Annotated in this window: 14 protein-coding genes; 6 read left to right on the top strand and 8 right to left on the bottom strand. The window is 41.4% G+C overall.

Going from position 1 to position 16370, the window contains the following annotated elements; genetic code table 11:
- The first annotated feature begins 585 nt into the window (after positions 1 to 585).
- Positions 586 to 3081, top strand: coding sequence for a DUF5686 and carboxypeptidase-like regulatory domain-containing protein (locus BW976_RS02510; RefSeq protein WP_076370633.1), 2496 nt, complete (start codon positions 586 to 588; stop codon positions 3079 to 3081).
- A 352-nt stretch (positions 3082 to 3433) separates the two neighbouring features.
- On the top strand, positions 3434 to 4096 hold the full coding sequence (locus BW976_RS02505; protein ID WP_262494180.1) for a M16 family metallopeptidase: 663 nt from the start codon (positions 3434 to 3436) through the stop codon (positions 4094 to 4096).
- Positions 4097 to 4418: 322 nt separating this feature from the next.
- Here the strand turns inward: BW976_RS02505 and BW976_RS02500 are convergent, their stop codons facing one another.
- From BW976_RS02500 to BW976_RS02470, 7 genes are all read right to left on the bottom strand, one after another.
- Positions 4419 to 5540 carry an FUSC family protein gene (locus BW976_RS02500; protein WP_084192029.1) on the bottom strand — a complete coding sequence of 374 codons (1122 nt, stop codon included), beginning with the start codon at positions 5538 to 5540 and terminating at the stop codon, positions 4419 to 4421.
- A gap of 50 nt (positions 5541 to 5590) precedes the next feature.
- Positions 5591 to 6013 (bottom strand): MarR family winged helix-turn-helix transcriptional regulator, encoded by a 423-nt coding sequence (locus tag BW976_RS02495; protein ID WP_076370034.1) that lies wholly within the window; start codon positions 6011 to 6013, stop codon positions 5591 to 5593.
- A gap of 721 nt (positions 6014 to 6734) precedes the next feature.
- Positions 6735 to 8222, bottom strand: a complete 1488-nt coding sequence (locus tag BW976_RS02490) for an alpha-amylase (RefSeq protein ID WP_076370032.1) — start codon at positions 8220 to 8222, stop codon at positions 6735 to 6737.
- Positions 8223 to 8293: 71 nt separating this feature from the next.
- Entirely contained in the window at positions 8294 to 8824 is a 531-nt protein-coding gene (locus BW976_RS02485) for a YciE/YciF ferroxidase family protein (RefSeq protein ID WP_076370030.1), read from the bottom strand.
- A gap of 48 nt (positions 8825 to 8872) precedes the next feature.
- A complete protein-coding gene (locus BW976_RS02480; RefSeq protein WP_076370028.1) occupies positions 8873 to 10993 on the bottom strand; it encodes a catalase in 2121 nt (706 codons plus the stop codon).
- A gap of 87 nt (positions 10994 to 11080) precedes the next feature.
- Positions 11081 to 11551 carry an ankyrin repeat domain-containing protein gene (locus BW976_RS02475; protein ID WP_076370026.1) on the bottom strand — a complete coding sequence of 157 codons (471 nt, stop codon included), beginning with the start codon at positions 11549 to 11551 and terminating at the stop codon, positions 11081 to 11083.
- A gap of 9 nt (positions 11552 to 11560) precedes the next feature.
- Entirely contained in the window at positions 11561 to 11716 is a 156-nt protein-coding gene (locus BW976_RS02470; protein WP_139332174.1) for a lmo0937 family membrane protein, read from the bottom strand.
- Positions 11717 to 11840: 124 nt separating this feature from the next.
- Here BW976_RS02470 and BW976_RS02465 point away from each other — a divergent pair, with 124 nt between their 5' ends.
- Positions 11841 to 12308, top strand: coding sequence for a low affinity iron permease family protein (locus tag BW976_RS02465; protein ID WP_076370022.1), 468 nt, complete (start codon positions 11841 to 11843; stop codon positions 12306 to 12308).
- Between the two features lies 1 nt (position 12309).
- Here the strand turns inward: BW976_RS02465 and BW976_RS02460 are convergent, their stop codons facing one another.
- The gene (locus tag BW976_RS02460; RefSeq protein WP_076370020.1) at positions 12310 to 12834 is read right to left on the bottom strand and encodes a DUF1003 domain-containing protein; all 525 of its coding nucleotides are present in this window, start codon (positions 12832 to 12834) and stop codon (positions 12310 to 12312) included.
- A gap of 35 nt (positions 12835 to 12869) precedes the next feature.
- On the opposite strand from BW976_RS02460, the gene BW976_RS02455 reads away from it, so the two are divergent.
- The 3 genes from BW976_RS02455 (at position 12870) to BW976_RS02445 (ending at position 16264) form a co-directional block, all read left to right on the top strand.
- Complete coding sequence (locus tag BW976_RS02455; RefSeq protein ID WP_139332173.1) at positions 12870 to 13484, top strand: hypothetical protein; 615 nt, start codon at positions 12870 to 12872, stop codon at positions 13482 to 13484.
- A gap of 75 nt (positions 13485 to 13559) precedes the next feature.
- Positions 13560 to 14885, top strand: coding sequence for a paraquat-inducible protein A (locus BW976_RS02450; RefSeq protein ID WP_076370016.1), 1326 nt, complete (start codon positions 13560 to 13562; stop codon positions 14883 to 14885).
- Between the two features lie 35 nt (positions 14886 to 14920).
- On the top strand, positions 14921 to 16264 hold the full coding sequence (locus tag BW976_RS02445) for a paraquat-inducible protein A (RefSeq protein WP_139332172.1): 1344 nt from the start codon (positions 14921 to 14923) through the stop codon (positions 16262 to 16264).
- Positions 16265 to 16370: the final 106 nt, after the last annotated feature.

Raw genomic sequence — 16370 nt, 5'->3', positions numbered from 1 at the left:
TTCTGCCAATTTCTAATCTGCGTTTTAAGTCAATAGATGCGCGTTTTATTTCAAGATAAAAACCTTTGCTGGTTTTTTTGAACTTCTGAGTGCGTTATTATTTTTCCGTTAAGCCCGTTGAAAGATCTGAAAATTATCTATCTTGTTGAAGGCTTAACGGGATGTTTAAAATCAAGATGTAGAAATCAAATATGTACTATTTATTTAGCCTTCTTGTTTTTTTTGGGTATCACTTTTCCTGTTTGTCTGAAGTAGCACATTATCGATTTATTGAGATTGGCCTACAGTTTTTCAGAAAATATTCAGAATTGAGGTCGAATTTCGTCACCGTTAAGTATTCACAAATCCCAGCCAAATGACGCCATAGCTACTTCACATTTTTCATATTCTTCATTGAAACAATTACAGTCGATAACCCCGTTCAGACAACTGATTTTAGTTTGTAGCTTTGTTTTATGCAGTTTGCCCAAGCGATTTATTAATATATTAGTCCTGGTAATTTTTTTTGGTATTTGCAATGGAGTCAGTGCTCAGCAACCCAGCGGAGACGGAGGGAAAAAAAACACGACACCTGAGACCGCCGGCATGAACAATGATGCTGGTGTTTTTACAACCATTAAGGGTAGGGTTACTGATGTTGACACTCATCATCCGCTTCCTTTAATCAATGTGAAAATTAACGGAAGCAGATATGGTACAGTGACAGATCAACAGGGGGATTTTTATCTGTCTGCTCCCGGTAGTTATAATCGGGTTACATTTTCATATGTGGGTTATCAACAGGTGACTAAAAGTATAGCGCCCGGTAAGGATAATGTTTTGAATGTATCGATGCACAGCAGTCAAACCCAATTGAAAGAAGTTGCCATAACCTCCGGAAAGAAGAAGCGCTACAGGAATAAAGGTAACCCGGCTGTCGATCTGATCAGGGAGGTCATCAATCATAAGGAGGAGAATAGGATGACGAGCGCCGATTATCTGCAATATGAGCAATATGAACGAATCAATCTTTCGTTTGTTGATATTCCTGCGGCTCTGATCAATAATCGGTTTTTCAAAATGTATAAATTTATGCTGGACACAGTCCGTAATGGTGAAAAAAAACAAGCACTGTTACCTGCCTATTTCAGTGAAAAAGTATTCAGGAACTATTATAGGAAATCACCGGAAAAGGCCATCAAAATTTTGGTTGCGCAGAAGGAAGCCAACATACTGAAGTTTATTGATACGGCTGGTGTGGATGTATACCTTAACCGTCTTTATGGTAATACTATTGACATCTACGCCAATAATATTTTTATTATCACTAACCAGTTCCTGAGCCCAATAGCAGACCATGCGCCCGATTTTTATAAATTTTTCATAACCGATACCATTCGGGCGGGGAAAAATAAACTGATCGAGATCAGTTTCACGCCAAGAAACCAGGGAGATCTTCTTTTTGAAGGAAAACTCCTGGTTACCCAGGATGGGCATTTCGCAGTGCAGTCCTGTGAACTGAAGGTGAATAAGCATATCAACATTAACTTTATGCGTTCACTCCAGATACGGCTTGATTTTTTGCCTTTTTCAAACGGCCGCTATTATCTGAGTAAAAGCGACGTTAAGGCAGACTTTGGTGTTTTTAAAAATAAGGGTTTTGGTGTAAACGGTGAGCGTACAGTTGTTTTTTCTAATTATTTATTGAATTCAGCACTCCCAGAGGTATTTTACAAAGGAAAGGACCTGCAAACAGTACCTGATGCCGATAATCCAGATACAGCTTATTGGGCGCAGCACCGTCCGGATACCCTGACAGCTCAACAGGCGAGGGTTTATCCCCGTATCAGCAGGCTGGAAAAGATGCCCCAATTTAAGCGGGCTACCTGGGTGGCGGCGACGTTGACTGGTGGTTATGCCAGTTGGGGACCTGTACAGCTTGGACCGGTGGGTTCGTTTTTTTCGTATGACAGCGAAGAAGGCCCCCGTTTCCAGATAGGAGGGCGCACGACACCAGCGCTCAGTAAGACTCTATATTTCGAAGGTTACGCAGCCTATGGGACAAGGGACAAACAAATAAAGTACGATCTGAGTACCTATATTGCCATCAATAAGACGGCTTTCTACCGGTTTCCGAACGATTATTTCAAATTAACCTATCAATATGATATTGGTGTACCGGGACAAAACTTTTCGATCATCAATCAGCAGGCGGCGGTGTCTTCTTTTCAATCAGGCACTACTGCATATTGGATATATAACCGGACATTCAAAGCCGAATATGTTAAAGATTTTGAAAATCATTTCTCCTATAACCTGGCTTTCCGGAACTGGGATCAACGGGCCGCTGGGAGACTCGTGTACCAGCATAATTCCCCGGATGATCAAATTGTTGATCATCTGAGAACGAGTGAGGTTGACCTGGGGTTGCGTTATGCCCCACACGAGCAAATTTTGCAGGGTACTGTATACCGAAGAACCATTTACAGTAAATACCCAATACTTTACTTACAAGTGAATCATGGCATCAAGGGTTTATTCAATGGTTCGTACAATTATACCACGCTAGGGCTTAATATTTTTAAGCGGTTTTACTTTTCCCAGCTCGGGTTTGCGGATATTACGCTTCTGGGAGGTTATCTTAATGGTAAGGTTCCTTTTCCGCTGCTTAGTATCAGTCCTGCAAACCAATCAATCGCTTATGATCCGGATGCCTATAACCAGATGACTTACCTTGAATTTGTAAGTGATCATTATGCAGGCCTTAATCTTACCCAAAGCTTTAATGGCTTCTTCCTGAATAAAATCCCGTTGATAGAGCATTTGAAATGGCGGGAATACCTAACCGGAAAAATACTTTTTGGAGGACTCCGGAATGAAAACAACCCGCTTTATTCTTCGGGTCTCTATAACTTTCCGGTTGCAGGAAACGGAGCGAACGGTACCTATGCCCTTGGCAGCAAGCCCTATATCGAAGCAGGTGTGGGCATAGGAAATATATTCAAATTTCTCCGGATCGACGGGATAAAACGCTTTAACTATCTTGATCACCCTGGCGCATCCCGTTATGGTATCAAATTAAGTTTCAACCCTGATTTTTGATCAGTTTTACTTCCGCCATTTTCTGATAAATTCCATTGGTAATGTCTTTAGAATAATCAGGAATAAAAAGCGATAATAATGTTATGATCATTGTTACTGGGGAGATACCAGCTGTGGTCTCTCAATCATTCTTTCCGCATGGTTACGCCTCGATACCGACATCGCTTTTTCTGATAAAGGAGATGATCTCAATCGACCATCTCCTTAAGTGGAGTGGGTGGGAGTCAGGTCGGACATTTAATTCCTCTTTTACTATTGATTAGTGAATTGAAAATCAAGTAGTTGTTTGGGTATAAATAATATTTTAATTCCAATTATTTCATCTTTAAATGGAACTAATTAAGTTGATGAAATAAAACCTTTACTGGAGAAATACATGGGTGGGCTTCCCTCTACCTATAAAAGTGAAAACTATAAGGATCTGGGTATATACCCGCCGACCGGCAGGATAGAAAAAACGGTGTACAAAGGCACCGAACCCAAAGCCAGGGTCAATCTGATCTTCTCGGGCACTTTTGACTACAGTGCTGCTGAACAAGTGCAACTGGATGCCTTAAAAGAGGTATTGCAGATCAGACTCATCGAACGCTTACGTGAAGATGAAAGCGGTGTTTATAGCCCCAGAGTGGGAGAAGAAGCGACTAAGTACCCTCAGTCTCGTTATAGTTTTACCATTTCATTTGGCTGTGGTCCACAGAATGTAGAAAAACTGATCGCGTCGACGATGGAGGAGATTGAGAAACTAAAAGCCACGGGGCCGCCGCAGGTTAATATTGATAAGTACAAAGCCGAGGATCGACGCACGTGGGAAACATCCCTGAAATCGAACAACTGGTGGTTGGATTATTTAGTCACCAGCTTGCAAAATCACGACGATTTGCATGAGCTGAATGCCTATGATAGCAACCTGGAAAAAGTGACCCCGGAGAGTTTAAAAGCTATAACGAATAAATATTTAAGCGGGAAGAATTATATCCGGTTGGTGTTATTGCCAGAAAAAAGCGAAGTAAAATAAAACAATCAAATAAATAAAAATATAAGTCATAGCCATTTTAAAAAGTGGACTCAATTTATACTCTGTTCTTTATAGGCCTTTATTTAGTTAATGAAGGACCAGTTAATAGTTAATAATTAAAAGCCTTGCCCCTTGAGTAAGGGTGTGCTTTTACCCTGACTTTTTATTCATATTTTGAAGTAAGTTGAATTGCATTATTTACCCCGGATATTTCTCTTTATATAACTTCAATGCTTTGTCAAAGGATATTGAAGAGGTCGGCCATTCGCCCGTTAATCAGAGGATCCCTGGTTCGAGTCTAATCTCATTAGCCTCGAACCAATTATTCCAGTAACCTTTGACTATGCTTATTACTAATAAGATATTGCTCTTTCAAAGAATGTTTTATCCAGAACCAATAACCCAATGTCAGACTGAGAAAGCAGCCAATAAAAGTAGTGATTATACGGTCCGAAATAACATCACCTGGCAAGTCTTTTCCGAATCCTGAAAGCAATATAACAAGCGGAACCATAGCGGTTGAGTAACTTATATAATGAGCTTGTTTTAATATAGGTCGTGCGCCAGCGATTACTGCAATTATAGCTACAGTAAACCAAACAGAAGGCGACCAAAGCAAAACTATATCAGCAACTATAACACCCAAAACTGTGCCTGCCGCACGCTGGAATATTTGCAGGGTCATGGTGTCATTTTTACGTTTCACAAGGATTGCTACAGTAAGCAATACCCAATAGCCGTGATGATGTGGATAAATCTGTTCAAATATTTCTGCAATTATTAAGCATGTGAATATCCTTGCCGGGTATAACCAGCCTGAAAAATGGACAAGTGACTTGCACCAACGTGTTAGTACTTGTTTTGCTGTGTATTTCGATCGCGATGCTTCGCCAATAGGGGAAACAGGTTTAAATAATGTTCTTAAAATGAGCGACAGTGTTATTGTATATATACCGCCGATAAGAAACAGTATAGTTATGGCCAGCGGACTTGCTTTATGCACGCTAAAGTTGGTGGCAATAATAGTAAAAACAATAAATTGAGTTGTTGCCCATGCCATTATCCTATTGATACCGCCTACCAGGCCCGCAAAGGCGACTATAAAAGGAATTATAAAAAAACTCCATAGGCCATTACCCGCAACAGAGGCTCCAGTAAACACGGCGAGGCTTCCGGCAATCAAGGTATACAATCCGTCTTGTAATTGCCGCCTGGATGTTTCACCTGTATTACTGCTTAACGCAAGCCCACCGAAGGCAACCGCCAAACTAATTGGCACATGGCCCGTAATAATGCCAATTACAAGAGGCAGAGTAAAACCCAACATCGACGAGAGAATCTGATGTAGAGGGAATACTTCAGGTGCTGACCAGCGACAACTATCCATAAGAAACCTCCCGACCGGTTTGGCAGAAATTATTAATCTATTTTTACTTATATTCATTTTACTGCCTCATAATAAAGTTAGCCGACTAACTATTTTTACAAAAAATATCAACTCATATTTTCTTTTACTTTTTCAAGCAGGTAACTTAATGTTTTTTGTTCTTTTTCTGTAAGTCCTTTGATTGTCTGTTCACGGGTTTTCTTCCATATTGAAGCCACCTCTGTTAATATTTCTTTGCCTTTAGGGGTAATAAATATGCGTAGAGCCCTTCTATCCTGGGCGTCGCCTTGCTTGTGGATTAAACCACTTGCCTCCATACGCCGGATCATATTAGAGACAGTAGAGGCTTGAACAGCCATTTTCTCTGTAAGTTCTAAGACCATCATACCCTCCTCAGGTCCATGGGATAAGTAATGTAACAATATATCCTGCCCCGCATAAAGCCCAATGGAGACCAATTGTTTCGTAAGTAAGTTTCTCCGCTGTTTGCAGATCTGATAAAACAAACCGCTGATGTTAGTAGATTCCATATGCAAAGATATAATAATTAGCTGGCTAACTAGATGTTTGGACTAATATTTTTAGCCAAAAATCTTTTATAATTACCTTATCTTTCAGTTTGTAGTCGCTTTCAGAAAATATGGCAAAAAATAAAAACTGATATAGTCACCGTCGAACCAGGTTACTAAAAATGATTAACTTACTCAAAGCTAATCACAAAAAAATAAGTGACCTGTTGCAACTGTTGAGGAGCCAAGGAAAGTCGAACCCCAAAATATTCTTTTAACGTGAACTAAATGACTTTTTTGGAGTAATCAGTATTTGAGAAGAAAAACGCCCTAAATGTCGAACACAATTTTGTTCGATGAATTAACAATTAATCTTTTGATAATCAGTAGTATATATAAATAAAAAGGAAACAACCAGAAGTGGCTGTTTCCTTAAGTGGCGGAGGATTCTGAACTTTTCTATATAAATAACTGTAAATCAATTTATTATATGGGTTAAAAGAAAGATTGCCACGATCTTAAAAACACGGCAAAAAACGAACAAATTACCGCCTTTCTGATATATCATCAGCTATCAACTACTTGGTATGCATTTACCAAAGCGCCTTATAACTGTAAATCATTTTGTATCCTAAGGGTAGGAAAAAGAATTAAATGGAAAGGGTTAGATAATTATATTATAACATTGTACAAATGCTCGAAATTAGGTCAGGAACCTTTGCTCATTTATAATTCACGTGGCTTAATTTTTCAGGGCCCAAACAGAAACGGATCCTGCATTTACTTTAAATTCTGCCCAACCATCTCCATTGATTATGATCTCTTCACCAATTTTATTTAAATAATCGACGAAAACTTTACCAGCAAATTGAATACCTATTTCCATATTTTTAGTGCCGGGCTCTCCATTAGATAAGATAACAGCACAGCCCGAATCGGAATGCTCTTCATCACCTGTCCTTGTCCAGCCGATACAGTTCTGATGATCAAAATAATCACGCTGCTTTCCATAAGCCAAGTTTTTGCGGATATACAGCAGTGTTTCCATTTCGTCCATCTTTTTAAGCGTTACTGTATGGTTTTTGCCGTCGTCGCCTTTGTCCTTGTAGGTAGAGCCATATAGATCGGTGTAGAAAACACAGGGATAACCGTCAGCTCGTAACAGGATAAGTGCATAAGCCAGGGGACGGAACCATGCTTTTACCGGTTGTTCCAGGGACTGTAAAGGCTGTGTATCATGGTTCTCAACCAACGTTACCGCCAAGCCGGGATTAGCCTTTACTAAAGTTCCGTCGAAAATCGCGCAGAGATTATACTTAATGCCTTCGTTTGATGCTTCGTGGAAATTACCCTGCAAAGGCGCATCAAATAAAGAAAATCGTCCGCCTGTGATCTCAATATAATCCAACATGGGTTGCAGGTCGTTGGGCTCCCAATACTCGCCTACGGTGAAAAATTCGTGGCCCGATTCTGTTCTTAAGTAATCAAGCCATTCATTAAAAAAGGTCGGGTCCATATGCTTGATCGCATCCAAACGGAAGCCATTGAAGCCTACAGTTTCATAAAACCATTTGCCCCAGCGCTTCAACTCCTCGCGGACATTTGGATTACGAAACTCAATATCATCTAACATCAGGAAATCATAATTCCCATTTTCTTTAGACATTACCTGCTGCCAGCCTTCACCATATTCATTCTGGATACTGAAGATGGCGGTCTCCTTGGTACGCACGTCATGATCCACGCCTGCGAAACACAGATAATCCCAAACAAATTGAGAATACTTGCCGTTTCTGCCAGGAAAAGTGAATTTGGTCAAGGCTTCGATCTCGTAAGGCTCGCTGATAAATTCGTTACGGTTCTCCGGGTTAACTTTTCGAACAGTAATAATTTCCGTTTGGTCGGCACCACCCATGTGATTGAGAACAATATCCACATATATTTTAAGTCCGGCCGCTTTACCAGCCGCTACTGCATCAATGAGTTCCTGCTTGGTGCCGTATTTGGTGGCGACCGAACCTTTCTGGTCAAATTCACCCAAATCATATAAATCATAAGAATCGTAGCCATTTGCCTGATTACCGGCCATACCTTTATGTGCCGGTGGTAACCAAACAGTGTCTATACCTATTTTCTTTAGGTGTTCGGCATCAGCTTTGAAATGGTTCCACAAACTGCTGTTCGCTGGATAATACCATTCAAAAAATTGGAGCATTGTAAAGTTTTCCATTGTAATAGGTGGGTAACAAAAAATAAGGTTGTTGGAAGACAACCTTATTTAAAATCAAATTTAATAGTTAATTATTCGGCGACAGCTGCTTCGTTGATCGTGGTTTCTGCCAATGTGGTTAAAGCAATATCAGTCGCTTTTTCATTTTCCAATGTTTGGGATAATAAAGCTTCTACATCGGTATGCCCCATGTTTGCAGCGAAAGCACGCAGTGTACCATAAGTGGCAATTTCATAATGTTCCACTTTCTGAGCGGCCAGGATTAAACCGGCATCACGGATCATCGTACCTTTTTCGGTATCTTCCATAATGCTTTTGGCTTCTTCCAACAAACCTGCCATTGCTTCACACTTTTTGGCCACAGGCTTTTGGCCTAACAAGGCAAAAGCTTTTTCCAAAGTTTCGATATGGATTTGTGTTTCGGCGGTGTGCTTATCAAACGCTGCCGCGAGCTCTGGGCTGGTCGCTGCTTTTTTCATTTTTGGTAAAGCTTTCACCAAATGATTTTCAGCCCAGTAGATATCTTTTAATTCGTCCACGAAAAATTCATGAAATTCTGAATTTTCCATTTTTCCTGTTTTGCTTTTTGTTGCAGTCGTCATGTTTCTCTTTTTTAATAAGTATATAATAGGTAGATGATTAATTAATTTTTAAGCAGGGACTTTATCTTTTTTCTCCCTTTCCCAGAAACGATGCTGGGCAATGGCATGGATAAAATCTTTAGGTATTTTGCCAACCAATACACCAGGGGTAGCGAGTTTTTTGGCCACATAGGTTTCCTGGAGCAACGTATCATCATCAGCCGCGATGGCTTTACAATGGCGATAGCTTTCATTAATAAAATGAATGGCGTCTGCATTATCCAACAAGCCTTTAGTTCCTGCAGGAATATAGACGGCATCAAAGATCACAGAAGCTGCAGTCAGGAAACTCATATCAACTGGAATAGCTTCGCCTTTAGCGTCCTTAATAAATCCGCCATGCGGTGCGATCAGTTTACACTGCGCGCCTTCGGCCAGTAATGCAGTTTTCATAATTTTTAAAGGATTGCCATCAACACCATCAGCTGCCAGTACGGCAATCTGCCTGGTTTTGATCGTATCCTTCGGGCTGTTAGCCATGCTCAGGGCAGGAGATTTGTCTATACTTTGTTTTTGCGGCTGATCCTGGTAATCGGCAGGGTTAGCATCGGCGCCATAACTCTGGTTCAATGGTTCCTGTGGTTTTGGAACCGGCATTCCTAATCCTTCGGCAACTTTGGACGCTAATGTGGTATTGATCTTGGTCAGTAAGCCTACCATTCGTTCGCGGATGGCAACTGTTTCTACCTTGCCTAATTCAAAACGAAGTGCATCAATGATGTGATTTTGTTCGGGTTCAGACTGACTGTTAAAGAACAGCGTGGCCTGGCTGAAAAAATCCATAAAACTTTTACTCCTTGCACGTACTTTGCGCGCGTCTATACGTTCCTCATAAGTAGTAAAACCACCCTCGCTGACCTTAGCCTGCTGCGGAAAACCGCCGCCAACCGAATTCGGATGATAGCTGGATTTGCCAACATTGATCTGCTGGCGCATATGCCCATCTCGCTGGTTATTATGAACCGGGTTAATGGAGCGATTGATTGGTATTTCGTGGAAGTTCGGGCTGCCTAAACGGGAAAGTTGTGTATCGGTATAGGAAAACAGCCGTCCCTGTAATAATGGGTCATTGGTAAAATCTATACCCGGTACCAAATGGCCGGGGTGGAAAGCTACCTGCTCTGTTTCAGCAAAGAAATTATCAACGTTACGGTTGAGGGTCATTTTACCGATCTTCATTACTGGCACCAGTTCTTCCGGTATCAGTTTGGTTGGATCTAACAAATCAAAAGGATATTTATGTTCATCTTCTTCAGGAACGATCTGTATACCGAATTCCCATTCCGGAAAAGCGCCGGTCTCAATGGCTTCCCAAAGGTCCTGGCGGTGAAAGTCAGCGTTCTTACCCGAGATCTTTTGCGCTTCATCCCAGGCTACAGAATGCATACCCAATAAAGGTTTCCAATGGAATTTTACAAAACATGATTTGCCTTTGGCATTAATAAAGCGGAATGTATGGATACCAAAACCTTCCATCATCCGTAATGATCTGGGGATGGCTCTATCGGACATAGCCCACATGATCATGTGCATAGATTCGGGCGTTAAGGAGATAAAATCCCAGAAAGTATCATGTGCTGATGCCGCCTGAGGGATCTCGTTATGCGGTTCGGGTTTCACGGCGTGGATCAGATCCGGGAATTTGATGGCATCCTGAATAAAAAACACCGGCATATTATTACCTACCAAATCGTAGTTACCTTCTTCGGTATAAAATTTAACGGAGAACCCGCGAACATCCCGGGCCAGATCAGTTGATCCTCTAAAACCTGCCACAGTTGAGAATCGCACGAATACAGGTGTTTGGACAGACGGGTCTTGTAAAAAGCCGGCTTTGGTATATTTGGCCATGGATTCGTAGACCTGGAAAACACCGTGTGCGCCTGAGCCCCTGGCATGGACGATCCGTTCGGGGATGCGCTCATGGTCAAAGTGGGTGATCTTCTCCCGCAGAATGAAATCTTCCAAGAGTGTTGCGCCGCGTTCACCGGCTTTCAACGAATTGTTGTCGTCGTTTATTTTCAGTCCCTGATCTGTGGTCATGAACTGGCCTGCGCCTGATTTCAGATCCGGTTGAAGTTCATCCAGCTTCTTATTAGAAGATGGAGATTCAGTAGGTTTTTTTGCCATTATTATTTTATAGGTAGGAATAAAAACAACCTATAGAATAATGTTTTGTTTCATTATAAGAAAATAATTAGCTTTTTAATATATTAGCTAAGCCAGCAAATCCGCTGCTTCCTGATTTCCTTGTTGTACAGCGAGGTCAAATGCCAAAAGCCCGCCTTTGTTGGTTATGTGTTTATCCGCTCCTTTTTCGATCAACAGTTGAACCAAGCTATTGCGGCCGAACATGACTGCGAACATTAAAGCCGTGCCACCGTTACCATGCTGCAAATTAAGATCAGCTCCATAAGTTATGAGCAGTTCTGCGATATCAGGATAACCTTTGAAGGCCACGCCCATGAGTGCTGTATTGCCACCGCTATCTGCACCGTTTACATCCGCACCGGCTTTTAATAGTAATTCTGCAGCGGCATATTGATTGTTGTAACAAGCGATGATCAAAGGTGTATAACCTTTTTCATCTCTTGTTTCTACGTTAACGTGTTGCGCGATCAGCTCTGCCAATACAGGGATATCGCCAACTCGGGAAGCGGGTATGATTAGTTGATTAATATCAATCATGGTGCACTATTAGACCGCTGACCTGCCCCGAATCACGGCCAGGATGACTGCGATGATCGCGATTACCAATAAAATATGGATCAAACTGCCAACGGAATAAACGAAAACGCCCAGCGCCCAACCGATGATCAGGATAACGGCAATAATATAAAGTAGTGAGTTCATGGTATGTGGATTAAAATGTACCATAGACAAGCGCCCAACAAGACGATTGTTTCATTTTTATAAATAATTAATTTTCAAACATTTATTACTCCCGTTCCTTTGTTGCCTAACAAAAGCTTGAGAAATGAAGAAGAAAAAAAATCTGTTTGAACGTTTTTCCAACTGGGCTACAGCCGCTACCGGAAGCTCGGCTGCTTTTATGATCGCTATCGCCGCCATCGTGATTTGGCTGGCCACCGGGCCCCTGGCTAAATACTCTGATACCTGGCAATTGATCATTAACACAGGTACAACCATTGTTACTTTTCTAATGGTGTTCCTGATCCAGAAATCACAAAATAAAGACTCTAAGGCAATCCATTTAAAGCTAAATGAATTACTGGCTGCACATGATGGGGCCAGCAACCGGATGGTGGATATTGAAGACTTGACTGAAAAAGAACTGGATAATCTGCATAAATTTTATCAGCAGTTATCTGATCTGGCAGAAAATGAAGATGATATTACCTGTACGCACTCTATTGACGCGGCCGATGAAAATCATAAGCTAAAATTAGTGCGTCATAAAAAAATGGTAGAAAAGACGAGGTAATTTATTGATTATTTGAAGTAGTTGAATCGGCGTTATTTTGCTTTTCATCTATCGATTGATGGATTTTGTTGATGTCTGTTTGCTCTTTCATTTTTTCCAGATCCAGATCCTCGATACTATTTAATCCCAGCTTTTGGTGGATCTCATGAAGCATATGCAGAACCTTAGTGATCTCGCTTTCCGCACGGACGTTGACCTCGAACTCTACCTGCTGTCTGATCTTTTCTATCCGGCCCTGGCGATTTTGGTTGATGAGCACCGAAATGGATAAAATGATGGCAAAGATGGATACGGCCATTTCGAGGGTAGAAAAAGGAAAAGGGTCGAAGGGCTTTAACCCAGGAATTAATTTAACATTCCAGCAGATCCAGATACCAAAAATCAGTATGCAAACCATTAAAAAGATCATGCTGCCGAGCGCATTGATAATAAAAACGGCCAGCTTATCCGTCCTGGTCTTGGTAAAATTAAGCGAAGACTGCAATTGCAGATCGCCAGAATCAGCGTTTATCGGTTCGTTTGCCATAGTGCGGAGAATTTAACATGTAATATTAACCAATTATGAAACAATTATTTACGCTCATTTGCTTTCTAATGACCACCGTAGCTTTTGCACAAAAGCCACCAACCGCGCCAATTGTAGCTAAGGCACTGCTGTCAAAACGGGATAGCACTACAGAATCGGATACATCCAAAGAAAACAAGGAACCCCGATACTATTACCTTTCTGTAAATACTAATGTTTTTGTGAATACCAAAGGCGGTTTTGCAAAGCGTTTCGCACCGGCTATAGAGTTTGGACGCACCTATGGTATATTTGATATAGGTCTGGCAACCGGTTATACCAATACCCTGAGTGGCGACACCTCGCATTACCTGGAATTCAGGCCAACAATAAACGTTTTCTCCAAAGGGCGTTTTGCGGAGGCATTATGCCTGGGTGCTGGTTATGTTTTAGGAGCTAAACAGGGGTTAATGACTGAGATATGCAATAGTATTAATTTCAATATTTCGGAAACTATAGCCATAGCGGTAACCCAGGGTTATGTATTTTATGATGGCACCAATAATAACCGGGGTACGCAATATATGGGCCTGGCTTTTACCTATAATTTCCTGAAACCTCACAGCGTAAATAAACAGCGTAAGAAAAAAGCGATTGTTAGTGATAATTGATGAGGCCAATGAACAAGCAAAAACATTAATTATTTTTTACTGTTCATTACCTACCACAATTTAAATTACGAGGAATTGACTGAGAAAAAACAAACCGGCGGCCATAAGGAATTTAAAGTCGCTAAACTTTTACTTATCCTGGGCCTGGGCATCCTGTTATGTGGGGAAGGATATTTTGGTTACCGGTTGCACACCCTTTCTGATCAGCAGGAGAGTATCAAGGAAGACTATTCCAATGTCAATAACATTACTTTGGGCCTGTTCTCTGTTGATCAGTGGCGAGACAAGGTTGCCGGTATCGTTAATCACCAGGTTCGCCATTTTAAGCTTACCCCTAAACAAAAAAAAGAACTCCAGGTAGAAGTACAGCAGATCCTGCTGGCCCTGATCAATAAAGCCGAGGCGCTGGTCAATAAAAAGCCGACCTCTATCGGAGGGAAGCTGAAGAAACTGGTAGTTAAAACTTTTGTGAATACGGATAAGATCAAGGCTCAGGTCCCAGCCTTTGCTAAGACCATCCTCGCCAAGGTGGATAATCCCGATAGTAAAAACAAATTAAGTACGCTGGCATTAAACAAGTTTGACCAGGCGCAACAAAGTGGTTCTTTAGATAGCACAATTACTGCCAATGATTCGGTGAGAAATACGATGTTCCGCAAATATCATGCTTCTTCATCTGAGAAATTAAATAACAAACTGACTTCATCTCTGGCCAACATCCGTACCACCACTTATGCTTACTCTTTTGGTATGCTGGGCTGTGTTGTGGTAGTGCTTATATTGTGGTGGCTATTTAGAAAACGCGTTGAATTACACGCCACGTTATTTGTGATGTCATTGCTGTTTGCCTTTATCCTGCTCGCTGTGGGATTAACGGCTTCCATGATCGAGGTAGATGCGCGGATCAAATCATTGGACTTTGTACTTTTAGGGGAACACGTTGTTTTTAAAAACCAGGTGCTATTTTTTCAAAGTAAAAGTATCCTGGATGTAGTAGAGGTGTTGGTCAAACAGCCGGCTGTCGATTCGATAGGGGTGGGCATCCTGATCCTGGCCTTTAGTATTCTCTTTCCAATCATGAAACTAACCTCTACCGGCATACACCTCCTCAGTAAAAGAAAGCTGGCAGAAAACAAAGTCATCAAATACTTCGCCTTTCAATCCGGGAAATGGAGTATGGCAGACGTTATCGTAATCGCCATATTGATGACCTATATCGGTTTGAACGGTTTACTGGAAAGCCAGTTATCTGGCCTGAATATCAAGAGCGACTTTTTAACAATCCTCACAACCAATAATACCGCATTACAGCCGGGGTATATCATATTCATCAGTTTCGTGTTGTATGGATTGGTGCTTTCTACTATCCTAAAGAACATTACACCTTATGACTCGCATTAGATCCTATAAAAATAGAATTCAAATCAATTATCACCTTGACAAATCAACAACAAAATAAAGAAACAAAGAGATTTGGGTTGCCTCAATTCATCCTTATCGTTGCGTTGGGAATCTTGCTTTGTGGCGAGGCTTATTTTGGGTTCCGCCTGCATGCACTTTCCAGCGAGCAGGAGCAGATCAAAGAGGATTATAGTATGTCTAATAACATTACGTTTGGTCTTTTTTCTGTAGACCAATGGCGGGATCGTATCACCGAAGTGGTCAATCACCAGATAGGTGATTTTAAAATGACACCTGCTCAAAAGAAGGCGTTACAGGCGCAGGTAGAGCAACAACTGCATAGCCTGATCAATAAAACGGTTGCAGAGATTAACCAGCCACAAAAAACCTTAGGCGGTAAGTTGAAAAAGCTGGCCTTCAATGCCATGGTTAATGCTGATGATATCCAGGCGCAAGTACCCTCGTTCGCCAAAACAATTGTTGATAAGGTCAATAGCCCGGCCAGCACGGAAAGGTTGAAAAATATTGCTACCAGCAAAATAAACCAGTTGGGTAAGCAGATTTATGATAGTACCAGTACTGCTAATTACGAGATCACGAAATACGAATACCGCAAATACCATGTGGCAGATCCTGTTGCCTTTAATAACCGGATCAATAGCCAGCTAACGGCTATTCGTACCGTTACCTATAATTATGCGTTAGCCATGCTTGGCTGTGTTGTGATGGCCCTGGTACTATGGTTGCTGATGAGAAAGCAGGTGCATTTACAAACGATACTTTTTGTTATGTCGCTGCTGTTCGCCTTCGTTTTGCTGGCGGTTGGCATCACCGCCTCGATCATTGAAGTTGATGCCCGTATTCAAAGCTTTAATTTTATGCTGTTGGGTGAAAAAGTGGCTTTCGAAAACCAAATCCTATTCTTTCAGAGTAAAAGCATACTCGGTATTGTTGAAACACTGATCAAACAATCCAAACCCGACGCCGTGTTAATAGGGGTGCTGATCATGGTATTCATTATTATTTTGCCGGTGCTGAGGTTGGTCGCCAAGGGTATTCATATCTTAAGCCCGAAAATGATTGCTGAAAATAAAGTTGTACGGTATTTAGCTTTTGAATCAGCCAAATGGGATATGGCAGACGTGATGGTGGTTGGCATTCTGATGACCTATATCGGCCTGAACGGAATTTTAAAAAGCCAGCTTTCCAATTTGAATATCCATAACAGCCTCTTAACTACCACAACGGTGAATAATACATCACTTCAACCCGGCTATTTCATTTTTGTAGGCTACGTGGTTTTTGCTTCGATCTTATCTTACATCTTAAAACGAATCACCGCTTATAATGCGGCTGAAAGTAAAGGTAAGTGGCGTTAATCAGGCATTATTGATTCATTGATTACCAGCTTCAAGAATATCAAGCCTCCGAAAATATCCGGCTGAATGGCACTTAAGTGAGGGCGACACCAAAGCCGGATATTTT

This window comes from Mucilaginibacter lappiensis, assembly GCF_900155965.1.
In the GTDB taxonomy this organism is placed as follows: Bacteria; Bacteroidota; Bacteroidia; order Sphingobacteriales; family Sphingobacteriaceae; genus Mucilaginibacter; species Mucilaginibacter lappiensis.
Note: the sequence above shows the minus strand (reverse complement) of the source record. Positions and strands in the feature narration are given on the sequence as shown.